The organism is Streptomyces sp. NPDC107454 (assembly GCF_055582885.1).
Window position 1 is genome coordinate 190,624 of the sequence record NZ_JBVJPA010000008.1, and the last position, 23,882, is coordinate 214,505.

Consider the following 23,882-nt stretch of genomic DNA (forward strand, 5'->3'; position numbering starts at 1 on the left):
CTCCGCCTCGTCCCCGGTGTTCCCGCCTGATCGGGCGGGAACACGGCGGCCTGCGTCGGGAAGGTCACCGCCAGCGGCCGATCTCGACGTTCTCCAGGATGCCGAGGGCGTCCGGCACGAGAACCGCCGCCGAGTAGTACGCCGTCACCAGGTAGGAGATGATCGCCTGTTCGTTGATGCCCATGAAACGCACCGACAGGCTCGGCTCGATCTCGTCCGGGATGCCCGCCTGCTGGAGGCCGATGACACCCTGCTCGGCCTCGCCGGTACGCATGGCGATGATCGAGGTCGTCCGGGTGTCGCTGACGGGGATCTTGTTGCACGGGAACAGCGGCACACCGCGCCAGGTCGGGATGCGGTTGCCCGCGATCTCGACGCTCTCGGGGACCAGTCCGCGCTTGTTGCACTCGCGGCCGAACGCGGAGATCGCGCGCGGGTGGGCGAGGAGCAGCTTGGTGCCGCGCCGGCGGCTGAGCAGCTCGTCCAGGTCGTCGGGGCTGGGCACGCCGTCGTGCGGCTGGAGCCGCTGGTCGTACTCGCAGTTGTTGAGCAGTCCGAACTCCCGGTTGTTGATGAGCTCGTGCTCCTGGCGCTCCTTCAGCGCCTCGACGGTGAGGCGGAGCTGCTGCTCCGTCTGGTTCATCGGCTGGTTGTAGAGGTCGGCCACACGCGTGTGCAGGCGCAGCACGGTCTGGGCGATGCTCAGTTCGTACTCGCGCGGCGCGGCCTCGTAGTCCACGAAGGTGCCGGGGATGTCCTGCTCCCCGGTGTGGCCGGCCGCGAGGTCGATCTCCTTCTCGCCGTACTTGTTGGTGCGCTGCTCCGGAATCGCGCGCAGCGACGTGAGGTGCTCGCGCAGGGAGTCGGAGCGCTCGGCGACCTGCTCGAGGTCCTGGCGCGGCAGTGCGAGCACGGTGACCGCGGTGACGGCGCGGGCCGTGTACTCCCAGATGGCGTCCGGGTCGATGAGCGCCTGCTCGCCGAAGTACGCGCCGTCGGCGAGGACGCCGAGGACCGCGTCGTCGCCGTACGGGCCGGTGCCGATCTTCTCCACCTTGCCGTGCGCGAGCAGGAACACCTCGTCGGACGGGCTGCCGAACGAGGCGAGCACTTCGCCCGGTACGAACTCCCGCTGCTGGCACCGCTGGGCGAGCTCGCCGAGCACCTCCTGATCCTCGAACGAGCGGAGCACGGACAGCTCGCCGAGCTCCGCGGGGATGACCTGCACACGGTCACCGGTCTTCACGAACGTCACGCGGCCGTCGCCCACGGAGTAGCTGAGCCGCCGGTTCACGCGGTACGTGCCACCCTGCACGTTCACCCACGGAAGCATGCGCAGCAGCCACCGTGAGCTGATCTCCTGCATCTGGGGCGCGGACTTGGTGGTGGTGGCCAGGTTCCGCGCGGCCGATGTGCCGAGACTCTGCTGCGGCTTGCCCTGACCCGCACGGACCTCTTCGCCTACCGACATGAAAATTGCCCTCCCGGTCATGCGCTGATCTGCGCCGACCAGCCTTCCATCACGGAGTGTGCCGGTGCTATTACACGAATGAGCGGGAATGGATCACGGCGGACTGGGCAGAGGGTCCGCTTTTGTCGATCGATCGAACAGCCGGTGCCGTCGTTCTCGAACGGCGCGGAGCCGTTGCGAGCGGGAACTCCGAGATCAGGCCAACCGTTTGACGCGGTGACGGACGACGACAGGAGACGGCAATGGCAGGCTTCCTGGACCGCGCCAAGGAACAGGCGCAGCGAGGGCTCACGCAGGGCAAGCAGAAGCTCGACGAGGTGCAGGCGCAGCGTGCGGGCAGCGACCTCCTCAAGAAACTGGGCGCGGCGTACTACGCGGAGCGGCGCGGCAGCGGCTCCCCCGAGGCGACCCAGCAGGCCCTGCAGGCGCTGGAGAGCCACATCGCCGTGAACGGGGACGCGTTCCTGCGCTCCTGACAGGCCTCGCGGACGCACCGCGAACGCGCCGTGAACACGCTGGTCGGACACGCCCGCACCCCTGACCGGATCGACTCGCACGCCGTACGAACGGCTGGGCCGGAGCCCCGGGTTCCGGGTACAGCTGCGGTACGAGACGGCCGCGACCGGTGGCCGCCGCGCAGTGCGAAGGAGGCGGTCATGGCCCCACCCATGTCCGCGGGCGGTTTCCTGGACCAGCTCAGGGAGGAAGGCGTCACCGTCGTCGAGGTCGGCGACTGGGAGCATCACAACCGCAATCACAAGGGGCCCTGGGGTCCGGTGTACGGCGTGATGATCCACCACTCGGTGACCTCGGGCAGCGAGCACACCGTCGGGCTCTGTCGTGCGGGCCGACCGGACCTGCCCGGTCCGCTGTGCCACGGCGTCATCACCAAGGACGGTGTCCTGCACCTCGTGGGCTACGGCCGGGCCAACCACGCGGGCCTGGGCGACGACGACGTGCTGCGCGCCGTGATCGCGGAGAAGGCGCTCCCGCCGGACAACGAGGCGAACACCGACGGCAACCGCCACTTCTACGGCTTCGAGTGCGAGAACCTCGGCGACGGAAAGGATCCGTGGCCCGAGGTGCAGCTGGAGGCCATCGAGAAGGTCGCGGCCGCGATCTGCCGCCACCACGGCTGGACGGAGCGTTCGGTCATCGGCCACCTGGAGTGGCAGCCGGGCAAGGTCGACCCGCGCGGCTTCACGATGGCCTCGATGAGAGAGCGCGTCCGCGACCGCCTCAAGTGATGGACGGGCACGGGGTGGCCGCCCGCATACCGGACAGGTGTCCGACAATGGTGGGGTGCCCAGCCCCGCAACCCCGGACGGCCCGACCACCCCGGCCGCTCCGGACGTCCCCGAAGCGCTCGACCCGACCGTTCTGCGGCCGAAGCTGCCCTCGCCGCTGTGTCAGGTCACGGACGAGCGCTTCACGCGCCATGGCGTGCGGCTGCTGCTCAAGCGGGACGATCTGATCCACCCGGAGCTGATCGGCAACAAGTGGCGCAAGCTCGCCCCGAACCTCCGCGCGGCGGCGGGCCGCACGGTGGTCACGTTCGGCGGCGCGTACTCCAACCATCTGCGCGCCACCGCCGCCGCGGGCCGCCTCCTCGGGCTGACGACCGTGGGAGTGGTCCGCGGCCAGGAGCTGGCCGACCGGCCCCTCAACCCCTCACTGACCCGCTGCGCGGCCGACGGCATGCGACTGCACTTCGTCGACAGATCGACGTATCGCCGCAAGAGCGAACCGGAGACGCTGGCCGCCCTGCTGCGCTCGGTGGACGCCCAGGACGCGTACGTCGTCCCGGAGGGTGGCAGCAACTCCCTTGCCGTACGCGGCTGCCGGGAACTCGGCGCGGAGCTGCGGGGCCATGGCGGTGTCGACGTGGCCGCCCTGGCCTGCGGCACCGGCGGCACCCTCGCCGGACTGGCCGCCGGCCTCGCCCCCGACCAGCGGGCCCTGGGGATCCCCGTCCTCAAGGGCGGCTTCCTGGGCAGTGACATAAGAGCCCTCCAGGAAGCCGCCTTCGGCGGCCGGCGCGGCACCTGGTCGCTCGACGACCGCTTCCACTTCGGCGGCTACGCCCGCACCACGCCCGAACTCGACACCTTCGCCGCGGACTTCGAACAGCGCCACGGCCTGCCCGTGGAGCGTCTCTATGTCGCCAAGATGCTCTACGGACTTGTCACCCTGGTGGAGGAGGGGGCGTTCGCACGGGGGACGACGGTGGCGGCGGTGATCACGGGGGCACCGTTCTGAGCCCTCCTCCGGCGCCTCACGCCGCTTCCCGGTAGGCCGCCGCCTCCTCCAGGTCGAGTCTGCGCAGGAGGGTGCGGAGCATTTCGTCGTCGATGTAGCGGTGGTCGCGGAGTTTCACGAACATCTCGCGTTCCGCGCTGATCATCTCGCGGGACAGGCGGCGGTAGGTGTCGTCGGCGGTCTCCCCGGTCACCGGGTTGACGGCGCCCAGCCGTTCCCAGACGGCGTTGCGGCGGCGTTCCAGGACCGAGCGGAGCCGGTCGGCGAGCGGCGGGGGCAGGGCGTTGCGGTCGTCGGCGAGGAGTTCGTCGAGGCGCTCCTCGGCGACCCGGGACGCCTGCGCCTGGGCGTTCGCCTCGGCGAGCGTCTCGGCCTGGACGTCGCGTCCCGGCAGCTTCAGCACGCGGATGAGCGGGGGCAGGGTCAGTCCCTGGACGACCAGGGTCCCGATCACGGTGGTGAAGGTGAGGAAGAGGATGAGGTTGCGATCGGGGAAGGAGGCACCACCGTCCACGGTGAGCGGGATGGAGAAGGCGATGGCGAGCGAGACCACCCCGCGCATGCCGGCCCAGCCGATGATGAACGGGCCCTTCCAGGTGGGGCCTCCCTCGCGCTCCCGGACACGCGCCGACAGGATCCGGGGCAGGAAGGTGGCGGGATAGACCCACACGAACCGGGCGGCGACCACGACCAGGAAGACGGCCACCGCGTACCAGGCGGCCTGCGCTCCCTGGTACTGGCCGAGGCCCTTGAGGACGACCGGCAGTTGGAGTCCGATCAGGGCGAACACCGCCGACTCCAGGACGAACGCGACCATCTTCCACACCGCCTCCTCCTGGAGCCGGGTCGCGAAGTCCACCTCCCAGGCGCGGTGCCCGAGGTAGAGCGCGACGACGACCACCGCGAGCACTCCGGAGGCGTGCACCTGCTCGGCGATCCCGTAGGCGACGAAGGGGATCAGCAAGGAGAGGGTGTTCTGGAGAAGTGCCTCAGTCAGGTGCGTGCGCAGCCAGTGGATCGGAACCATCAGGACGAGACCGACGACCACACCGCCGACCGCCGCGAGGAGGAACTCACGGACACCGCCCGCCCAGGTCGCGCCCGCGCCGACCGCGGCGGCGAGGGCCACCTTGTAGGCGGTGATCGCTGTCGCGTCGTTCACCAGGGACTCGCCCTGAAGGATCGTGGTGATCCGCGAAGGCAGCCCCACCCGGCGCGCCACCGCCGTGGCCGCCACCGCGTCCGGCGGCGCCACCACCGCTCCGAGGACCAGCGCCGCGGGCAGCGGCAGGCTCGGCACGATCAGATAGGCGGCCCAGCCGACGGCCAGCGTCGCGAAGAGCACGTACCCCACCGACAGCAGCGCGATGGGCCGCATATGCGCCCGAAGATCGAGGTACGAGCTGTCGGTGGCCGCCGTGTACAGCAGCGGGGGCAGCACCAGCGGGAGCACGATCTCCGGGTCGAGTTCGTATCCGGGCACCCCAGGGACGTACGAGACGGCCAGGCCCGCCGCGACGAGCAACAGCGGCGCCGGCACCGGGGTGCGACGGGCGAACCCGGCGACCGCCGCGCTCCCCGCGACCAGCAACAGCAGTGGCAATACGTCCATCGTCTTCCGCCCGCCCTCGTTTTCGCGCGACATCCCGCACGCCCGACGTAACCTGGCAATCATGAAACAGTGCACGCACGCCGACGAGCTGCCGCACCCCGAACCCGGGCCCCTGAGCGAGACCTGTCTGGAGTGCCAGGCCGCCGGTACACATCCGGTGCAGTTGCGCCTGTGCCTGATCTGCGGGCACCTCGGCTGCTGCGACTCATCGCCGCTGCGGCACGCGACGGGGCATTTCAAGGAGACCGGACATCCCCTGATGCGGACCTTCGAGCCCGGTGAGAGCTGGCGCTGGTGCTTCGTCGACCACGTACTGGCGTGACCCACGGCCCGGACGGTTCGACCGTCTGACGCCTGGGTACGTCAACCCGGCGCACGCTCTTCCTAATTGGGCCCGCAGACCCCTAGCCACTGTGTGTACTCATAGGCTTACTATGAGTGACAGCAAGGGGCGAGGTCCCCAGGACAGGAAAGTCGGGAGCGCGGTAGCGTCACCGCTGAACCACCTAGCGCGTTACCCCGGGGGGCGACCCTCGGCCCCCGAAAAGAGCTCGAAAGAGCTTGTACCACCTTGGAGGTGAGGGTGTCCCAGATCGCAGGCGAGCCCGCGACGAAGGACTTCGTGGAAGTCCGGCTGCCGGCCGCGGGTGCCTACCTGTCGGTGCTGCGTACGGCTACGGCCGGTCTCGCGGCCCGTTTGGACTTCACCCTCGACGAGATCGAGGACCTCCGCATCGCGGTGGACGAGGCCTGCGCGATCCTGTTGCAGCAGGCCGTCCCCGGATCGGTGCTCAGCTGTGTCTTCCGGCTCATCGACGACTCGCTCGAGGTGACGGTCTCCGCTCCGACCACCGATGGTCACGCTCCGTCACGAGACACGTTCGCGTGGACCGTCCTGTCGGCGCTCGCGGGCAAGGTCGACTCCACCGTCGCCGAGGACAAAACCGTTTCGATCAGCCTCTACAAACAGCGCGGCGCGGGACCCGGGCCGGCGTGAGGAACGGGGACGGGCCGGTGCGGGACGAAGAGCGCGGCACACGGGAGCTTCCCGCCGGACGTGTCGACGGCCTCGACGGGCCGCGGCGCGCGGTGGAAGGCGTCGACGGCATCCCCGAGCAGGCCCGGCCGCACCCGGAGGACGCACAGGAGAGTCTCTCCGGCCAGGACGACGGGCAACGGGATCCGGAGGGTGCCGCGCCGAGCACGTCCTCGGAAGGGCGGCGGCTGGTGACGGGCGGGACTATGAGCGAGCACGAGCGACACGACAAGCCAGGGGTGCAGAGCGTGCAGGGCACGCAGCACGGGCCGAGCACCCAGCACATCCAGCACGACCCGCAGGACCGCAGTGGCGCGCGGGCGATGTTCATCGAGCTGCGCAAGCTGCAGGACGGCAGCGCGGAGTACGCGGAGCTGCGCAATCAGCTGGTCCGCATGCACCTGCCGCTCGTCGAGCACCTGGCGCGCCGCTTCCGCAACCGCGGTGAGCCGCTGGACGACCTCACCCAGGTCGCGACCATCGGCCTGATCAAGTCGGTCGACCGCTTCGACCCGGAGCGCGGCGTCGAGTTCTCGACGTACGCGACCCCGACGGTCGTCGGCGAGATCAAGCGGCATTTCCGCGACAAGGGCTGGGCGGTGCGGGTGCCGCGCCGCCTGCAGGAACTGCGCCTGGCCCTGACGACGGCGACGGCCGAGCTGTCGCAACAGCACGGGCGCTCGCCCACGGTCCACGAGCTGGCCGAGAAGCTGGCCATCTCGGAGGAGGAGGTCCTGGAGGGCCTGGAGTCCGCCAACGCGTACTCCACGCTGTCGCTGGACGTCCCCGACACGGACGACGAGTCCCCGGCGGTCGCGGACACGCTGGGCGCCGAGGACGAGGCGCTGGAGGGCGTCGAGTACCGGGAGTCGCTGAAGCCCCTGCTCGAGGACCTCCCCCCGAGAGAGAAGCGAATCCTGCTCCTTCGCTTCTTCGGCAACATGACGCAGTCGCAGATCGCACAGGAGGTCGGCATCTCCCAGATGCACGTCTCCCGCCTACTGGCCCGCACCCTCGCCCAGCTCCGCGAAAAGCTCCTGGTCGAGGAGTGACCGGGCAGCCGCCGGGCGGGGGCGCGCCGCCGCGGAGCCCCCGTAGGCGCGAAGCCCGACCCCCGGGCGCGGATCCCGCCCTGTCCGCGGGCGCGCAACCGGTAGGGACCCCGTCGGCAGGCCGAAGCTACTCGGTTTCCTCGGCGGCACCGGGGCCACGGATGCCCAGCGCCCGGGTGGTCTCGGAATTGACGAGCAGGACCAGCGCCGTGATCGCGACCACCGCGAGGGCGATTCCGGCGGGGATCGCCACGCTGTCGGCCTGGAGCAGGCTGTAGGCGACGGGCAGCGCCATGATCTGGGTGATGACCGCGGGCCCCCGGCTCCAGCTGCGGCGCAGCAGCAGACCGCGGGCGGCCAGCAGGGGCAGCAGCGCGAGCACGATCAGCGTCACCCCCAGGGTCACGCCCTGCTTCCCGTCTCCCGAGCCATCCGTGGCCCCCAGGACCAGCATCCAGACGCCCCCCACGGCGAGGACCAGTCCCTCCAGCGCGGCCAGCGCGGCCGCGGCGGTCAGCCGTCCGGGACGCGGCTCCGCGGAAGGGGCGTCAGGGGTGGGGATCTGCTCAGCGCTCACCCCCGAAGGGTATCCCTCGGACCCCGGCGCGCGGCCCGGCCCCGGTCGCCACACCGCCGCCTCCCGCACCTCACCGTGTCGAGACTCACGCCCCTATCTCTTACCGGATCCCTAACTCTGTCTGGGACCAGTACCCCTCGGTAGGTACGCTGCATCGCATGCGTGCACTTCTCGTGGTCAATCCGGCAGCTACCACCACAAGTGCGCGCACGCGCGACGTCTTGATCCACGCGCTGGCGAGCGAGATGAAGCTCGAGGTGGTCACGACCGAGTACCGCGGGCACGCCAGGGACCTCGGCCGGCAGGCCGCGGAGAGCGACGACATAGAACTGGTGGTCGCGCTCGGCGGCGACGGCACCGTCAACGAGGTCGTGAACGGTCTCCTGCACAACGGCCCCGACCTGGACCGTCTGCCCCGCCTCGCGGTGGTCCCCGGCGGCTCCACCAATGTCTTCGCCCGCGCCCTGGGTCTGCCGAACGACGCCGTGGAGGCCACCGGCGCCCTGCTGGACGCGCTCAGAGAGGACCGCGAGCGCGCGATCGGCCTCGGTCTCGCCGCGGGTACCCCCGGCACGGAGGACGAAGCCGTCCCCTCCCGCTGGTTCACCTTCTGCGCCGGGCTCGGCTTCGACGCGGGGGTGATCGGCCGGGTCGAACAGCAGCGCGAGCGCGGCAAGCGTTCCACTCACGCCCTCTATTTGCGCCAAGTGGCACGTCAGTTTTTGGACGAACCTCACCGCAGGCACGGAACGATCACACTGGAGCGGCCCGGCCAGGACCCGGTCACCGATCTTGTGATGTCCATAATCTGCAACACCTCGCCCTGGACGTTTCTCGGCAATCGTCCGGTGTACGCGTCACCTAAGGCTTCGTTCGATACCGGGCTCGACGTACTCGCTCTCAACCGCATGTCGACGGGCTCGGCTGCCCGGTATGCCACCCAGTTGCTCACTTCGTCCCCCGAGCGCGGACCCCACGGCAAGCACGCCCTGACTCTCCATGACCTGACCGACTTCACCTTGCATTCGAAGGCGCCGCTCCCCCTCCAGATGGACGGCGACCACCTGGGACTGCGCACCAGCGTGACGTTCACAGGCGTACGCCGTGCACTGCGTGTGATTGTGTGAGCGGAAGGGCCCAAAGTCCTTTCACTCGAACGTTTAGACCAGGGTCCACCCCATGGAAGTACGGCTGTGACCTAGTCGACACCGAGGAATCAAAAAAAACTTTCCAGAAGGGGTTGTATCCGCCGCTGAGGTTTGCGAGTCTCTACGTGGCGATCGGGACGGCCCGCAACATCGGCCCCACAGAGAGCCAGAACCCCTCCTCAAATCACAGGACCACGTCAGGGAATCCTGGCAGTCGGCCCTTCACTTGTTGAGGGATTCGTGAAAGCGTTCACATTCACAAGCAACGTGCATGTAATACCAAGGAGAGGTAGCAGCCATGGACTGGCGTCACAACGCCGTTTGCCGCGAGGAAGACCCCGAGCTCTTCTTCCCCATCGGCAACACCGGTCCTGCGCTGCTGCAGATCGAGGAAGCCAAGGCCGTCTGTCGTCGCTGCCCCGTCATGGAGCAGTGCCTGCAGTGGGCGCTCGAGTCCGGCCAGGACTCCGGCGTCTGGGGTGGCCTCAGCGAGGACGAGCGTCGCGCGATGAAGCGCCGTGCCGCCCGCAACCGGGCCCGTCAGGCCACCGCCTGACACCCCACCCCGTAACGAGCCTGAGCCCGGCGGCGCGTACAGCGAGTACGCATCTCCCGCCCCCGAGCCGCAGCGCGCAGTACCCCCGATGCGCATAGCAACGTAAGCAGTGGCCCCGGACCTTCTGGTCCGGGGCCACTGTCATGCGCGACTTGTGGGTGCGTCAGATACTTCTGCTCGTACTTGCGCTTGCACTTCTGCTCGCGCCCCTCCGTGCACTCCTACTTGTGCGCGCGCACCGGAATGTCCAGGATGACCTGCGTGCCGCGCTCCGGGGCCGCCACCATGTCGAAGCTGCCCCCCAACTCGCCCTCCACCAGCGTCCGTACGATCTGCAGCCCGAGGTTGCCCGAGCGGTGCGGGTCGAAGCCCTCCGGGAGGCCGACCCCGTCGTCCTGGACGGTGACCAGCAGGCGGGCCTCCTTACTGGTGCCGCCGCGCACCGCCGAGACCTCGACCGTGCCCCGGTCGCCCTCGCGGAAGCCGTGCTCCAGCGCGTTCTGAAGAATCTCGGTGAGGACCATGGAGAGCGGGGTGGCGACCTCGGCGTCGAGTATGCCGAAGCGGCCGGTACGGCGGCCGGTGACCTTGCCGGGTGAGATCTCGGCGACCATGGCGAGCACCCGGTCGGCGATCTCGTCGAACTCCACCCGCTCGTCCAGGTTCTGAGACAGCGTCTCATGCACGATGGCGATCGAGCCCACCCGTCGTACGGCCTCCTCCAGGGCCTCACGGCCGCGCTCCGACTCGATGCGCCGGGCCTGGAGCCGCAGCAGCGCCGCCACCGTCTGGAGGTTGTTCTTGACCCGGTGGTGGATCTCCCGGATGGTCGCGTCCTTGGTGATCAACTCGCGTTCACGGCGGCGCAGTTCGGTCACGTCACGCAGCAGGACGAGCGAACCGACCCGGGTGCCCTTGGGCTTGAGCGGGATCGCGCGCAGCTGGATCACCCCGTCGCCGCTCTCGATCTCGAACTCGCGGGGTGCCCAGCCACTGGCGACCTTGGACAGGGCCTCGTCCACCGGACCGCGGGACGGGGCGAGTTCCGCGGTGGTCACACCGAGGTGGTGGCCCACCAGGTCGGAGGCGAGGCCGAGGCGGTGGTACGCGGACAGCGCGTTCGGGGACGCGTACTGGACGATGCCCTCGGCGTCGAGGCGGATCAGTCCGTCGCCGACCCGCGGGGAGGCGTCCATGTCGACCTGCTGGCCGGAGAACGGGAAGGAGCCGGCGGCGATCATCTGGGCGAGGTCGGACGCGCTCTGGAGGTACGTCAGCTCCAGCCGGCTCGGGGTGCGCACGGTGAGGAGATTGGTGTTGCGCGCGATGACACCGAGGACGCGCCCCTCCCGCCGTACCGGAATGGACTCGACCCGTACCGGCACCTCCTCGCGCCACTCGGGATCGCCCTCGCGCACGATCCGGCCCTCGTCCAGCGCGGCGTCCAGCAGCGGGCGGCGGCCGCGTGGGACGAGGTGGCCGACCATGTCGTCCTGGTACGAGGTCGGGCCGGTGTTGGGCCGCATCTGCGCGACGGAGACATAGCGGGTGCCGTCGCGGGTGGGAACCCACAGCACGAGGTCGGCGAAGGAGAGGTCGGAGAGCAACTGCCACTCCGAGACCAGCAGATGCAACCACTCGAGATCGGAGTCACCGAGAGCGGTGTGCTGGCGGACGAGGTCGTTCATGGAGGGCACATCTGCGAGCCTACCTGGGGGTTTGACCCGGCTCCGAAAACACCCGCGGGCCGCGGCGCCTGGGAGGGACCCTCAACCCTCCCGGCACCGCAGCCCGGAGCAGCAACGGCCGCGGGGTGTGCGGTCCCGGTCGGCCGAAGGAGAGGACCCGGAGCAGTCAGGGCAGAGAGCGCCGGTTCCTCGGTCCGCCTTCCTGTGCGGGGAAGACGGATGCTTGTGTGGATCAACGCCTCGCCATAAGCGACGCCGCGTCGATCGAAGGCTTTACCTGCACATTGTGGACTAGACCACGTGCCGCGTCCATGCGCCGGCGGATGTTTGTTGTTGTCTCTTTATCGAACTTCCAACAGCATCCACCACGCAGACTAGCCCGGTTCGGCTCCCGGTGGGGGCCGGATCGGCTCATGAACGGAGCCGGATCACCTTGGCTTCGTACACCCGCCCCGGGGACGCGTAGGTCAGCGGGTCTCCGTCACCTTCGCCAGGGCGCGCGGCGCGTCCGGGTCCTGACCGCGGGCGATGGTGACCTCGTAGGCCAGGAGCTGGAGCGGAAGGATCTCAAGGATCGGCTGGAGCTCCTCGGCCACCCCCTCGGTGGGCAGGACGAACCCGGCCGAGGCCTGCTCCACCTGGGCCCGGGGGCCGATGACGACCAGGTCGGCGCCGCGCCCGCGCAGCCGGTCGAGCACGGGCTGGAGCGCCTCGCCGCCCTTGCCGTCGGTGACGACCGCGATGACCGGGGAGATGTTGTCGACCATGGCGAGGGGGCCGTGCAGCAGATCGGCGCCGGAGTACGAGAGGGCGGGGATGTAGCTGGTCTCCATCAGCTTCAGGGCGGCTTCCTTGGCCGTGGGGTAGCCGTAGCCGCGCGAGGTGATCACCATGCGCTCGGCGAAGCGGTAGCGGGAGGCGAGCGTGCGGATCTCGTCCTGACGGGTGAGGAGGTGCGCGGCGAGATCGGGCAGCGCCTTGGCCGCGGTGCCGTCGCCGCCGCGCAGTCCTTCGACGAAGAGATAGAGGGTGAGGAGGGAGGCCGTGTAGGTCTTGGTGGCGGGCAGGGCCTTCTCGGGTCCGGCCATGATGTCGAGGTGGTACTCGGAGACGGCCGCCAGCGGTGAGTCCGGGTTGTTGGTCACCGCGAGCGTGATGGCGCCGGCCTCACGGGCGGCCCGGGTCGAGGCGACCAGGTCAGGGGAGCCGCCGGACTGACTGACGGTGACGACCAGGACGTCGGTGAGATCGGGCCGCGCGCCGTACGCCGTGGTCGTCGACATCGAGGTGAGCCCGCACGGCAGGCCCAGCTGGATCTCCAGCAGGTACTTCGCGTACAGGGCGGCGTTGTCGGAGGTACCGCGGGCGGTGAGCAGGACGAAGCGGGGCGCGCGGGCCGCGATCTGCCGGGCCACTTCCTGGATCCGCGGCGCGCCCGCCTCCAGGATCCGGCGCAGCACGTCGGGCTGCTCGGCCATCTCGCGGGCCATGATCCGACCCGGGCGGTCGTCGTCGGTCCGGGGGTCCGGGGTAGGGGCGGACATGGGGCCTCCTGGGGACGTTCCGGTCGTACGCGTCGACCGTGGCCGATACGGGATGGTGCGTGCGGTGCGGATCGCGAGGATCGGTATCAGCATCTCATCGCCTGTGGGCAGGGCTTTGCCGGGTGTGCCGCTCCGCACGAGGTGGCGAGCGGGCGGCGGGCGCGGATGCGCCGAGAAGCCGTGACGGGCCGTGGGAGCAACTCCTTTGCTAGATTGGTCTACACCACATGTGTTCCCTCACGGTTCCCGGCGAGCCACTCTCCAGATCGGCAGGCCCAGCGTGGAAGTTGTCATCGTTCCCGACGCCAGGACGGGCGGCGAGCTGATCGCCGAGGCCATGGCGGAGCTGCTCCGGCGCAAGCCCGACGCTCTGCTCGGCGTGGCCACCGGCTCGACGCCGCTGCCCATCTACCAGGCGCTGGCGGCGAAGGTCGGCTCCGGTGCCGTGGACGCCTCGCGGGCGCGGGTCGCCCAGCTCGACGAGTACGTGGGACTGCCGGCCGAGCACCCCGAGTCGTACCGATCGGTGCTGCGGCGCGAGGTGCTCGAACCGCTGGGGTTGGGCATGGACGCGTTCATGGGCCCGGACGGCACCGCCGAGGACGTGCAGGCCGCGTGCCAGGCGTACGACAAGGCGCTGGCCACGGCCGGTGGCGTCGACCTCCAGCTGCTCGGGATCGGCACCGACGGGCACATCGGGTTCAACGAGCCCTGCTCCTCGCTCGCCTCGCGGACCCGGATCAAGACGCTGACCGAGCAGACCAGGGTCGACAACGCGCGGTTCTTCGAGGGCGACATCGAGCAGGTGCCGCAGCACGTCATCACCCAGGGCATCGGCACGATCCTGGAGGCGCGGCATCTCGTCCTGCTGGCCACGGGTGAGGGCAAGGCGGACGCGGTCGCGGCGACCGTGGAGGGGCCGGTGGCCGCGGTGTGCCCCGCCTCGGCGCTCCAGCTCCACCCGCACGCCACGGTCGTCGTGGACGAGGCCGCCGCTTCCAAGCTGAAGCTGGCGGACTACTTCCGGCACACGTTCGCGAACAAGCCGGACTGGCAGGGGATCTGACCCCGAGGGCGCGAAGAAGCGCACGACGGGAAGAAGGAGAACGAGGAAGGTGCCGGGCCCCTGGGGTCCGGCACCTTCCTCGTTCTCCTTCTCGCAGGCCGTCACTCCCCCGCGATGACCTCCGCCGCCGCCCGCCCGCACACCCTCGCCGCGCCGTGCGTGGCGATGTGGAGGGCGCCCCGGGGCGGGGCCTGGGGGATGCCCATCTCGACCACGATCGTGTCGGGGCGTTCCCCCAACAGTGTGTCCAGGGCGGCCGCCATCCAGGGGTGGCGGTGTTCGTCGCGGACGACGGCGACGACGCGGCGGCTGCCTGCGGCGGCCAGGGCCGCCGTTGCCGCCCCCTCCCCCGCGAAGCTGCCCGTCTGCGTGCCGGGCAGCAGCCTGGCCAGTTCCGCGGCCACGCCCCAGGGGGTCTCTTCACCGACGGCGATGTTCGCCACGGGGGTGAAGGCGGCGACGAACGGAGCCGCGTCCACCGGCTCGTACGACGGCGCGCGCGTCACCGTCAGCGCGCGTCGGGCGGCGACGAGCCCCACGTCGGCCGGTTCCCGCCCGGCGGCCGGCGATGCCGCGGAGGCCGCCGCCGTCCAACGGGCCAGCGCCCGTACCCGCTCCGCCGCGTCCGCGAGACGCTCCTCGGGGAGTTCACCGGTGCGCACCGCCGTGACGAGGGCGTCGCGCAGGCGCCGTACCGTCTCGTCGTCCGCGAGCCCGCCGCCCACGCAGATCGCGTCCGCGCCGGCCGCGATGGCGAGGACGCTGCCCCGCTCGATGCCGTACGTCCCTGCGATGGCCTGCATCTCCATGCCGTCGGTGACGATGAGGCCGTCGTAGCCGAGTTCCTCGCGGAGCAGGCCGGTGAGGATGCGGCGGGAGAGGGTGGCCGGGCGGTCCGGGTCCAGCGCCGGGACCAGGATGTGCGCGCTCATCACGGCGCGTGTGCCCGCGGCGATCGCGGCACGGAACGGGGCGAGTTCGCGGGCCTCGATGACCGACAGGTCGGCGTCGATGCGCGGCAGCGCGTGGTGCGAGTCGACCGCCGTGTCGCCGTGGCCGGGGAAGTGCTTGGTGCAGGCCGCGACGCCCGCGGACTGGAGCCCGGTGACGTAGGCGGCGGTGTGCCGGGCCACCAGGCCGGTGTCGGCGCCGAAGGACCGTACGCCGATGACCGGGTTGTCGGGATTGGAGTTCACGTCCGCGGAGGGGGCCCAGTTCAGGTTCACCCCGCAGGCCGCGAGGCGGTGGCCGAGTGCCGAGGCCACCGCACGCGTCAGCTCCACGTCGTCGACCGCGCCCAGCGCGTGGTTGCCGGGGTAGGAGGAGCCGGCGCGGACCTCGAGGCGGGTGACGTCACCGCCCTCCTCGTCGATGGCGACCAGGACGTCGTCGCGCTCCGCGCGCAACTGGGCGGTCAGGGCCGCGAGTTGTTCGGGAGAGGCGATGTTCCGGCCGAACAGGCCGACGGCGGCCAGCCCTTCGCCGAGGCGGCGCAGCAGCCAGTCGGGGGCGGTGGTTCCGGTGAAGCCGGGCTGGAGGACGGTGAGCGCGTCGCGTGCCAAGCCGTTCCGGTCGGAAGGGGACGCGGTCGTACCACTGGCGAGTGTCGTCATCGGGTGGCGTTATCCCTTCACGGCGCCCGCGGTCAGCCCCGCGGCCATCTTGCGCTGGACGATGAGGAAGAGCACGACGATCGGCACGGCCATCATCGTGGCGCCGGCCATCATCGGGGCGTACTCGGTGCCGTGCTTGGTGGTGAAGTTGCCGAGCCAGACGGTGGCGGTCTGGTGCTCCTGGCTCATGAGCATCAGGGCGTAGAGGTACTCGTTCCAGGCCTGGATGAACGCGTACACGGACGTGGCGACCATGCCGGGCGCGAGCAGCGGGAAGACCACCCGTATGAAGGCTCCGGTGCGCGAGCAGCCGTCGACCATGGCCGCCTCCTCCAGTTCCTTCGGGATGTTGACGATGAAGCCGCGCAGCGTCCACACCGTGAAGGGAAGGATGAAGGTCAGGTACGTGATGATCAGGCCGGAGAGCTTGTCGTACTGGTTCAGGTCGTTGAGCAGCAGGAAGACCGGGATGATCATGGCGACCAGCGGGATCATCTGGACCGCGAGGATGCCGACGATCACGACCTTGCGGCCGCGGAAGGCGAAGCGGGAGATGGCCAGCGCGGCCAGCATCCCCACCACGACGCCGATCACGACGACCGACAGGGAGACGATCAGGCTGCGACCGACGGGGCCCCAGAAGTCCGCGATGTCCAGCGCGCGACGGAAGTTGTCGAGCGTGAGGCCCGTGGGGAACAGGCTCGGATCCGGGTCGATGGCGTCCTTCGCCGGCTTGAACGCCGTGTTCAGCATCCAGTAGACGGGGAAGCCCGCGGTGACGAAGACGAGGAGGCCGAGGAGGTTCCAGCCGAGCTTGGACTTCCCCCGGCGCCGGCCCGCCGTGGCGAGGGTGCTCATTCGACCTCTCCGATCTGCAGCATCTGACGCATGTACACGGCGACCACGCCCAGCAGCAACAGCACGGTCAGCAGGGCGATCGCCGACCCCTGCGCGTAGTCGTTGACGACGAAGGCGCGGTCGTAGGAGTACGTGGTGAGCAGTTGGAACTCCGCCTCCGGGTGGCCGCCGCGCATGACGAAGACCTGTGGGAAGACGCCCATGTCCCAGATGACGGAGAGTGTCGTGAGCATCACGACGATCGGCTTGAGGATCGGGAGCGTGACGTAACGGAAGACGCCCCAGGCGCCGGCGCCGTCCAGCCGGGCCGCCTCCTCCAGTTCGCTCGGCACCTGGGTGAGCCCCGCGCTGAGCGTGATGACGACGAAGGGCACCGCGCCCCACACCACCAGGAGCATGATCACGGCCAGTCCCTGGGGGCCACTGGCGAACCAGTTGTGGCCGATCATGTCGACGCCCGGCAGCTTGCTCAGCAGCGCGTTGAAGACGCCGTAGTCGGAGTCGAAGAGCCACTTGAAGACGGTGGTGGCCACGATGATGGGCATGCCCCAGCTGGCCACCAGCACGATGTTGATCAGCATCTTCACCCAGCCCGAGACGCGCTGGAGGAGCAGCGCGATCAGCATGCCGATGACCATGGTGAAGACGACGGACCCGACGGCGAAGACGATCGTGCGGACGACGACCGTCCAGAACTCGCTGTCGCCCAGCACCTTGCTGAAGTTGTCGAAGCCGACCGACTCGGCCGACTGGAAGCCCCACAGCTGGGACTGTCCGAACTTCTGGAAGGAGAGGGTGACCAGGCGGACCAGGGGATAGCCCATGACCAGCGCGAGGATCAGCAGACAGGGCGCGAGCAGGGCCCAGGGGACCGCCGCTCCGCCCGAGGTCCGCCTTCTGCGTGGCGCCTTGGGGACGGCCGGTGGCGGTGCCTGCCGCGGCGGCGGCACCTTGGCGGGGGTGGTCGTGTCTGCGGCACTCATCGCGCGCTCCTCAGCGGTCCCTCAGGTCGTACGTGGTCGAAGCCCCGCACGGGGTCGTACGCGGGGCAGGCCCCACACGGTCGAACACAGGCGAAACACGCCCGGGGCCGTACGCGGCCGGCGCCTCGCACGGTCGTACGCGGCCCGGCTCCGCACGGTCTGCGCGGGGGCGGACCCTCGCGGTCGTGCAGGGCCCAAAGCCGGTGCGGTCACCTCCGGGCGAAAGCCGCCCAGACCACACCCGGCCCGAACCCCGCACAGTCATACGCAATGCGAACCCCACGCGGGTCACACACGCCCCGCCCCGAGCAGGTCGCCCACCGGGGCCCACCCACTCGGTCGCACACCGCCCGAACCCCGCACAGTCATACGCAGTCCGAACCCCACGCGAGTCGTGCAGGGGCAGACCCCTGCGGTCGTACACCGGCCGCGCCCGCGCAGGTCATGCACGGAGGCGGGTCCCCGCGGTCGTGTGCGGGGCGCTCGCCGGGGCGGGTCCTCTCGGGCGTGCGCGAGAGGACCCGCCGGTCCTGGCCCGTCCTGCTCGGTCCGAGTCCGGTGCGGGTCGTGCGTGGTCCGCACCTGGTCCGGTCGGTTCCGGTCGAGGTCCGCCCGGGTCGTGGACCGGCCGGACCCGCCCGGCCGTACGCGGCCCGGCTTCGCACGGTCGTACGGGGCCGGGGCCCCGCGCGGTCGTACGTCGCCGGGTCCCGCTCGGTCGTGCGGGAAGCGGCAGGAACCCGGGCCCGGTGAGGGCCCCGGCAGGCATGTCCGGGAGCATCCCGGGATCGCCCCGGACGCACTCGGACGTACCTCCGCAGCCGCACCCCGGGCGGACCCGGGGCGGACCCTGGACACACCCCGGGTGAAGCCCCGGAGGTGCCCCGGGGTCCCACCACGCCCCGCGCTCACGTCACTTGGTGTTGATGACCTTGTCGATCGCGGCGTCCGCATCCTTCGCGGCGGCCTCGACCGACTTCTTGCCGGTGCCGATGTTCTGCAGCATGGTCTGCAGGACCTGGGCCTTCTCGACCTGACCCCAGCCGGGAGCCATCGGCACGAACCAGTTGGACTCGGCCGCGGTGGCCGGAACCACGGTTGCCGGGTCGTTCTTGAGGGTGGCGAGGTCGGTCTTGTTGTTGGGCAGGTTGCCCTTGGCCATCAGACCCTTCTGACCGGCGGAGCCCGTGAAGGCGTTGATCCACTCGGCGGCGAGCGCCTGCGCCTTGGACTTCACCGGGACGGCGAGGTCGGAACCGCCGAGGAAGACGGGGAGGTTCTTGCCGGACGGGCCGGGCATCACGAAGTTCTCGAGGTTGCCCTTGAGCTTGCCGGTCTTGTCGTTCTTCGGGTCCTCGGTGCTCGCACCCTCCCACGCGGCGCCGAAGATCATGGCGGACTTGCCCTGGCCGTAGACGATGTAACGGTCGGACTCGTCCTTGGTCTTGTCGCCGTGCATGTACTTGTCGACGATGGCCTTCCAGTCGTTGAGTCCCTTGATGGACTCCGGAGACGACAGGTTGGCCTTCCACTGGCCGCCGTCCTCCTTGGCGATGGAGCCGCCGGCGTCGTAGACGAAGGACATCGCGGCGTACCAGTCACGCGTCGGCTGGTACCAGGCGCTGAACTTGCTCCCCTCCTTCTTCTGGATCTTGTCCAGGTCGGAGATGAGCTCCGTGTACGTCTTCGGGGGCGTCTTGACACCGACCGAAGCCGCCACGTCCTTGCGCCAGTTGCCGACGCGGCCACCGGCGTAGTACGGCACGCCGTAGGTCTTGCCGTCGTAGGTGACGGAGGCCTTCAGGCCGTCCAGCCACGCGGCCGAGTTGTCGAGCTTCGACGCGTCGATGGGGGCGAAGGCACCCTTGACCATGTAGCCGAGCATCTCAGTGTTGCCCATCTCGACCACGTCGGGCGCCTTGTCGGTGGCGAGGACCGCGTCGAGCTTGGTGTTCTTGTCCGGCCAGCCGTAGTACTCGTGGTTGATCTTGACGCCCGGGTGCGCCTTCTGCACCGCCGCGTCGGCGGCCTTCACCAGCTCGGGCCAGTTGTTCTGCGCGTCCACCGTGAGCCAGACGGTCAGTGCTTTCGCGTCCGCGCCCTTGTCCGACCCCCCGGACTTGTTGTCGCTGCTCCCGCACGCCGCGATGGAGACCATCATGCCCGCGATACCGATCGCGGCTGCCAGCTTCCGCTTCACGCCACCCTCCTCAGGGATGCCATAAACCCCCCTGCCCACCGCGGTGACACATGCCGAAGCGCTGCCGAGTACGGCCCGTGGGACTGGGACTGGACCAATGGTGTAGACCAGTACGGGGAGCTTGGCCTAGACCTAGAGGGGTGTCAAGGGTGTGTAAGCCCGACTGGTCGTCCGTTATGGGACCTACATATGCAAGGACCTTTAAGTAGGTAAGTGGCATAAACGGCGGGGCCGTTCAGCGGCCTCAGACGCCTCCCGGCCGACCCGAGTCCACACTATGGACTAGACCAACGGGTACGCCGACGGTATATAGAGGGGATCACGGAGCGTGCGGGGGGACACTCGCACATGAAGCCGTGCCACGATGTGAGCCGTGGCCGACGGGATGTCGGTCGCTTCGGCACCCGGAGCCGGGAAGGCAGAGCATGAGCACCGACGTCAGCAGTGCGGAGAACGAGGGTGGGGCCCCCATCCGTACCGCGCGCGTGCCCAAGTACTACCGCCTCAAGAAGCACCTGCTCGACATGACGGAGACACTGCCGCCCGGCACGCCCGTACCGCCCGAGCGCACCCTCGCCGCCGAGTTCGACACCTCGCGCACGACCGTGCGCCAGGCCCTCCAGGAACTGGTCGTCGAGGGCCGCCTCGAACGCATCCAGGGCAAGGGCACGTTCGTCGCGAAGCCCAAGGTCTCCCAGGCGCTCCAGCTCACCTCGTACACCGAGGACATGCGCGCCCAGGGCCTTGAACCCACCTCGCAGCTCCTGGACATCGGCTACATCACCGCCGACGACACCCTCGCCGAGCTGCTCGACATCTCCGCCGGCGGCCGGGTGCTGCGCATCGAGCGGCTGCGACTCGCGAGCGGCGAGCCGATGGCCATCGAGACGACCCACCTCTCCGCGAAGCGCTTCCCCGCCCTGCGCCGCAGCCTGGTGAAGTACACGTCCCTCTACACCGCGCTCGCCGAGGTGTACGACGTCCATCTCGCCGAGGCCGAGGAGACCATCGAGACCTCACTGGCCACCCCGCGCGAGGCCGGCCTGCTCGGCACCGACGTCGGTCTGCCCATGCTGATGCTCTCCCGGCACTCGCTGGACCGGCAGGGCGAGCCGGTGGAGTGGGTGCGGTCGGTGTACCGGGGGGACCGGTACAAGTTCGTGGCACGGCTCAAGCGCCCGCAGGAGTAGCGCACCCGTCGTGTTGCCCCGACCGAGATGGGGACTAGGGGTTCCGTATGACTGACGCCGTCGCCTAGATTGCCTGCGCATTGCACAGGTGAACAGCGAGGGGACGGAGTCGCCGTATGTCAGACGTGTCAGACGTTTCAGACGCGCCGAAGGTCGAACCGCCGGTGGTGACACCGATCCGGGTGGTCATCGCCCTGTGCCTGATCGCCCCGTTCGTGGCGATGCTGTGGGTCGGCTCCTACGCCAGGACCGACCCGGCGTTCATCGGCATCCCGTTCTTCTACTGGTACCAGATGCTGTGGGTGCTCGTGTCCACGGCGCTCACCGTGACCGCGTACCAGCTGTGGCAGCGTGACCAGCGCGCCCGCGCGTCCCAGGGCGGGGGTGCGGCGAAGTGAAGGACGGTGTGAACGGCGTCGCGCTCGGCGTCTTCATCTTCTTCTTCCTGGCCGTCACGGTCATGGGCTTCCTGGCCGCACGCTGGCGCAGGGCGGACGACGAGCACAGCCTCGACGAATGGGGCCTGGGCGGACGGTCGTTCGGCACCTGGGTCACCTGGTTCCTGCTCGGCGGCGACCTCTACACGGCGTACACCTTCGTCGCCGTACCGGCGGCGATCTACGCGGCGGGCGCGGCCGGCTTCTTCGCCGTTCCGTACACGATCCTCGTCTACCCGCTGATCTTCACGTTCCTCCCCCGCCTGTGGTCGGTCTCCCACAAGCACGGGTACGTGACGACCTCGGACTTCGTGCGCGGGCGCTTCGGTTCGAAGGGCCTGTCCCTCGCCGTGGCCGTGACCGGCATCCTCGCGACCATGCCGTACATCGCGCTCCAGCTGGTCGGCATCCAGGCCGTCCTGGACGTGATGGGCGTGGGCGGCGGCGAGAACACCAACTGGTTCGTGAAGGACCTTCCGCTCCTCATCGCGTTCGGCGTGCTGGCCGCGTACACCTACTCCTCGGGGCTGCGCGCCCCCGCCCTGATCGCGTTCGTGAAGGACACCCTGATCTACATCGTGATCGCGGTGGCCATCATCTACATCCCGATCAAGCTGGGCGGGTTCGACGAGATCTTCAAGGCGGCGAGCGACAAGTACACGGCGGCGGGGGCGGGCGGGCTCGTGCCCGCCGAAGCGGGCCAGTGGACCTACGCCACGCTCGCGCTCGGATCGGCGCTCGCGCTGTTCATGTACCCGCACTCGATCACGGCGACGCTCTCCAGCCGCAGCCGTGAGGTGATCCGCCGCAACACCACGATCCTTCCTCTCTACTCCCTGATGCTGGGGCTGCTCGCCCTGCTCGGGTTCATGGCGATCGCGGCCGGGGTCAAGGTCACCAACGGCCAACTCGCCATCCCCCAGCTCTTCGAGAACATGTTCCCGGACTGGTTCGCGGGGGTGGCCTTCGCGGCGATCGGCATCGGAGCGCTCGTGCCGGCGGCCATCATGTCCATCGCGGCCGCGAACCTCTTCACCCGCAACATCTACAAGGACTTCATCAAGCCGGACGCGACGCCGCAGCAGGAGACCAGGGTCTCCAAGCTGGTGTCGCTGCTGGTGAAGGTGGGCGCGCTGGTCTTCGTCCTGACGATGGACAAGACGGTCGCGATCAACTTCCAGCTCCTGGGCGGCATCTGGATCCTCCAGACCTTCCCGGCGCTGGTCGGTGGCCTGTTCACCCGCTGGTTCCACCGCTGGGCGCTGCTCGGGGGCTGGGCGGTGGGCATGCTGTACGGCACGCTCGCCGCGTACGGGGTCGCCTCTCCGACCCAGAAGCACTTCGGCGGCAGCTCGAAGGAGATCCCGGGCATCGGGGAGATCGGCTACATCGGTCTGACGGCCTTCGTCATGAACGTCGTGGTCAGCGTCGTCCTCACCTTCGCCCTCCGCGCCTTCAACGCGCCGGACGGCGTCGACGAGACGTCTCCGGAGGACTACACGGCGGATGCGGGGGACGCGGGCGTCGTGACGGAACTGCCTCCGGCCACGGCGGGTTCCACCCACTGAGCCCGGGGCTGCGCCCCCGGACCTCCGGTGGGTTCTTCGGCTGCGGGCCCGGTGGGGGCTTCTCGCGCAGTTCCCCGCGTCCCTAAAGGCCCGGGGCGCGGGGAACTGCGCGCCAAGCCCCCACGCACCCGCAGCCGCGCAACCGCACCAACAACCCCCCACGGGCCGTCGGACATAAATCCGGCGGCCCGTTCCCGCGTCCTGTTGCACACTCACCGGCATGGACATCCGCATCAGACACGCCCACCCCCACGAATACGACCGCATCGGCGAGATCACCGCACAGGCCTACCTCGGCGACGGCCTGCTCGACTTCGGGGAGAACGACGAGTACCTCGGCGAACTGCGAGACGTGGCGAAACGAGCCACCGCCGCGGAGGTCCTCGTCGCCGTGGACCACGACCGCATCCTCGGCGCCGTGACCTTCGTACCGCGTGGCGGCCCCATGGCCGACATAGCCCGCCCCGGCGAAGCCGAGATCCGTATGCTCGCCGTCGCACGCGAGTCCCGCGGCCGAGGTGCCGGCGAGACCCTCGTCCGCGCCTGCGTCGACCACGCACGCGCCACCGCGGGCTGCGTACGCGTCGTGCTCTCCACCCAGCGCACCATGCATGCCGCCCACCGCATCTACGAACGCCTCGGCTTCACCCGCACCCCCGACCGCGACTGGAACCCCCTCCCGGAGCTCGACGACATCACTCTCCTCACCTACGAGTTGACACTCTGACACCGGCACGACACAACATCTGGTGGTGTCACCGCAGCCCGGCACAAGATGTATGCTCATGCTCGCTGTCGCCGCAGGGGAATCCGGTGCAAATCCGGAACTGTCCCGCAACGGTGTACTTGTACGTGTTCGCACACTCGCGCCCATGTACTCGCGTCAGTCCGAGGACCTGCCGACAGCGCGCCCGGCCATCCGGCCCGGGTGCATGACGTCCGGGCCTCGCGGAATGGGCCGGTGGACGCGACGCCGCGTGCGCTCGTGAGCTGCCCTGCCCTCCGCCAGGCCCCGTGCCGAGCG

The 23,882-nt window shown here is 69.7% G+C and carries 22 protein-coding genes and 1 riboswitch; of the genes, 13 read left to right on the top strand and 9 right to left on the bottom strand.

The window, feature by feature from the left end:
* Positions 1-64: 64 nt before the first annotated feature.
* A complete protein-coding gene (locus ACZ69M_RS21715; RefSeq protein WP_352045997.1) occupies positions 65-1,471 on the bottom strand; it encodes a family 2B encapsulin nanocompartment shell protein in 1,407 nt (468 codons plus the stop codon).
* A 242-nt stretch (positions 1,472-1,713) separates the two neighbouring features.
* On the opposite strand from ACZ69M_RS21715, the gene ACZ69M_RS21720 reads away from it, so the two are divergent.
* The 3 genes from ACZ69M_RS21720 (at position 1,714) to ACZ69M_RS21730 (ending at position 3,730) form a co-directional block, all read left to right on the top strand.
* Positions 1,714-1,947: a hypothetical protein gene (locus tag ACZ69M_RS21720; protein WP_470051966.1), complete on the top strand. Its 234-nt coding sequence runs from the start codon at positions 1,714-1,716 to the stop codon at positions 1,945-1,947.
* A gap of 180 nt (positions 1,948-2,127) precedes the next feature.
* On the top strand, positions 2,128-2,718 hold the full coding sequence (locus tag ACZ69M_RS21725; protein ID WP_352045996.1) for an N-acetylmuramoyl-L-alanine amidase: 591 nt from the start codon (positions 2,128-2,130) through the stop codon (positions 2,716-2,718).
* A 55-nt stretch (positions 2,719-2,773) separates the two neighbouring features.
* Entirely contained in the window at positions 2,774-3,730 is a 957-nt protein-coding gene (locus ACZ69M_RS21730) for a 1-aminocyclopropane-1-carboxylate deaminase/D-cysteine desulfhydrase (protein WP_470051968.1), read from the top strand.
* Positions 3,731-3,746: 16 nt separating this feature from the next.
* Here the strand turns inward: ACZ69M_RS21730 and ACZ69M_RS21735 are convergent, their stop codons facing one another.
* Entirely contained in the window at positions 3,747-5,342 is a 1,596-nt protein-coding gene (locus tag ACZ69M_RS21735) for a Na+/H+ antiporter (RefSeq protein WP_470051970.1), read from the bottom strand.
* A 61-nt stretch (positions 5,343-5,403) separates the two neighbouring features.
* Here ACZ69M_RS21735 and ACZ69M_RS21740 point away from each other — a divergent pair, with 61 nt between their 5' ends.
* From ACZ69M_RS21740 to ACZ69M_RS21750, 3 genes are all read left to right on the top strand, one after another.
* Positions 5,404-5,664 carry a UBP-type zinc finger domain-containing protein gene (locus ACZ69M_RS21740; protein WP_352045992.1) on the top strand — a complete coding sequence of 87 codons (261 nt, stop codon included), beginning with the start codon at positions 5,404-5,406 and terminating at the stop codon, positions 5,662-5,664.
* A 261-nt stretch (positions 5,665-5,925) separates the two neighbouring features.
* Positions 5,926-6,339 (top strand): ATP-binding protein, encoded by a 414-nt coding sequence (locus ACZ69M_RS21745; RefSeq protein ID WP_054228129.1) that lies wholly within the window; start codon positions 5,926-5,928, stop codon positions 6,337-6,339.
* A complete protein-coding gene (locus ACZ69M_RS21750; protein ID WP_470051973.1) occupies positions 6,336-7,430 on the top strand; it encodes an RNA polymerase sigma factor SigF in 1,095 nt (364 codons plus the stop codon). Before ACZ69M_RS21745 ends, ACZ69M_RS21750 begins: the two co-directional genes overlap by 4 nt.
* Positions 7,431-7,557: 127 nt before the next feature.
* Here ACZ69M_RS21750 and ACZ69M_RS21755 read toward each other — a convergent pair whose 3' ends face one another.
* On the bottom strand, positions 7,558-8,007 hold the full coding sequence (locus ACZ69M_RS21755; RefSeq protein ID WP_470051974.1) for a hypothetical protein: 450 nt from the start codon (positions 8,005-8,007) through the stop codon (positions 7,558-7,560).
* 158 nt (positions 8,008-8,165) lie between these two features.
* Between ACZ69M_RS21755 and ACZ69M_RS21760 the strand changes: the two genes are divergently transcribed.
* On the top strand, positions 8,166-9,134 hold the full coding sequence (locus tag ACZ69M_RS21760; RefSeq protein WP_470051976.1) for a diacylglycerol/lipid kinase family protein: 969 nt from the start codon (positions 8,166-8,168) through the stop codon (positions 9,132-9,134).
* A 319-nt stretch (positions 9,135-9,453) separates the two neighbouring features.
* Positions 9,454-9,711 carry a WhiB family transcriptional regulator gene (locus ACZ69M_RS21765; RefSeq protein WP_006380970.1) on the top strand — a complete coding sequence of 86 codons (258 nt, stop codon included), beginning with the start codon at positions 9,454-9,456 and terminating at the stop codon, positions 9,709-9,711.
* A gap of 221 nt (positions 9,712-9,932) precedes the next feature.
* Here the strand turns inward: ACZ69M_RS21765 and ACZ69M_RS21770 are convergent, their stop codons facing one another.
* Together ACZ69M_RS21770 and ACZ69M_RS21775 are read right to left on the bottom strand one after the other, a co-directional pair.
* On the bottom strand, positions 9,933-11,399 hold the full coding sequence (locus tag ACZ69M_RS21770; protein WP_352045988.1) for a sensor histidine kinase: 1,467 nt from the start codon (positions 11,397-11,399) through the stop codon (positions 9,933-9,935).
* A 467-nt stretch (positions 11,400-11,866) separates the two neighbouring features.
* Positions 11,867-12,943 (bottom strand): SIS domain-containing protein, encoded by a 1,077-nt coding sequence (locus ACZ69M_RS21775; RefSeq protein WP_470051979.1) that lies wholly within the window; start codon positions 12,941-12,943, stop codon positions 11,867-11,869.
* 280 nt (positions 12,944-13,223) lie between these two features.
* On the opposite strand from ACZ69M_RS21775, the gene nagB reads away from it, so the two are divergent.
* The gene (gene nagB / locus ACZ69M_RS21780) at positions 13,224-14,009 is read left to right on the top strand and encodes a glucosamine-6-phosphate deaminase (RefSeq protein WP_470051981.1); all 786 of its coding nucleotides are present in this window, start codon (positions 13,224-13,226) and stop codon (positions 14,007-14,009) included.
* A 101-nt stretch (positions 14,010-14,110) separates the two neighbouring features.
* Here nagB and ACZ69M_RS21785 read toward each other — a convergent pair whose 3' ends face one another.
* The 4 genes from ACZ69M_RS21785 to ACZ69M_RS21800 form a co-directional block, all read right to left on the bottom strand.
* Complete coding sequence (locus ACZ69M_RS21785; RefSeq protein ID WP_470051983.1) at positions 14,111-15,622, bottom strand: glycoside hydrolase family 3 protein; 1,512 nt, start codon at positions 15,620-15,622, stop codon at positions 14,111-14,113.
* A gap of 9 nt (positions 15,623-15,631) precedes the next feature.
* Positions 15,632-16,480 carry a carbohydrate ABC transporter permease gene (locus tag ACZ69M_RS21790; protein WP_352045984.1) on the bottom strand — a complete coding sequence of 283 codons (849 nt, stop codon included), beginning with the start codon at positions 16,478-16,480 and terminating at the stop codon, positions 15,632-15,634.
* Complete coding sequence (locus tag ACZ69M_RS21795) at positions 16,477-17,463, bottom strand: carbohydrate ABC transporter permease (RefSeq protein WP_470051985.1); 987 nt, start codon at positions 17,461-17,463, stop codon at positions 16,477-16,479. Before ACZ69M_RS21795 ends, ACZ69M_RS21790 begins: the two co-directional genes overlap by 4 nt.
* A 913-nt stretch (positions 17,464-18,376) precedes the next feature.
* Positions 18,377-19,663, bottom strand: a complete 1,287-nt coding sequence (locus ACZ69M_RS21800) for an extracellular solute-binding protein (RefSeq protein ID WP_470051986.1) — start codon at positions 19,661-19,663, stop codon at positions 18,377-18,379.
* Between the two features lie 425 nt (positions 19,664-20,088).
* Between ACZ69M_RS21800 and ACZ69M_RS21805 the strand changes: the two genes are divergently transcribed.
* The 4 genes from ACZ69M_RS21805 to ACZ69M_RS21820 all read left to right on the top strand — a co-directional run bounded on the left by ACZ69M_RS21805 (position 20,089) and on the right by ACZ69M_RS21820 (position 23,585).
* Positions 20,089-20,853, top strand: a complete 765-nt coding sequence (locus tag ACZ69M_RS21805; RefSeq protein WP_054228140.1) for a GntR family transcriptional regulator — start codon at positions 20,089-20,091, stop codon at positions 20,851-20,853.
* A gap of 116 nt (positions 20,854-20,969) precedes the next feature.
* The gene (locus ACZ69M_RS21810) at positions 20,970-21,251 is read left to right on the top strand and encodes a DUF3311 domain-containing protein (protein ID WP_371645112.1); all 282 of its coding nucleotides are present in this window, start codon (positions 20,970-20,972) and stop codon (positions 21,249-21,251) included.
* A complete protein-coding gene (gene mctP, locus ACZ69M_RS21815; protein ID WP_470051989.1) occupies positions 21,248-22,858 on the top strand; it encodes a monocarboxylate uptake permease MctP in 1,611 nt (536 codons plus the stop codon). Before ACZ69M_RS21810 ends, mctP begins: the two co-directional genes overlap by 4 nt.
* Before the next feature lie 220 nt (positions 22,859-23,078).
* On the top strand, positions 23,079-23,585 hold the full coding sequence (locus ACZ69M_RS21820; protein WP_470051991.1) for a GNAT family N-acetyltransferase: 507 nt from the start codon (positions 23,079-23,081) through the stop codon (positions 23,583-23,585).
* 52 nt (positions 23,586-23,637) lie between these two features.
* A riboswitch (cobalamin riboswitch) is annotated at positions 23,638-23,776 on the top strand.
* Positions 23,777-23,882 lie beyond the last annotated feature (106 nt).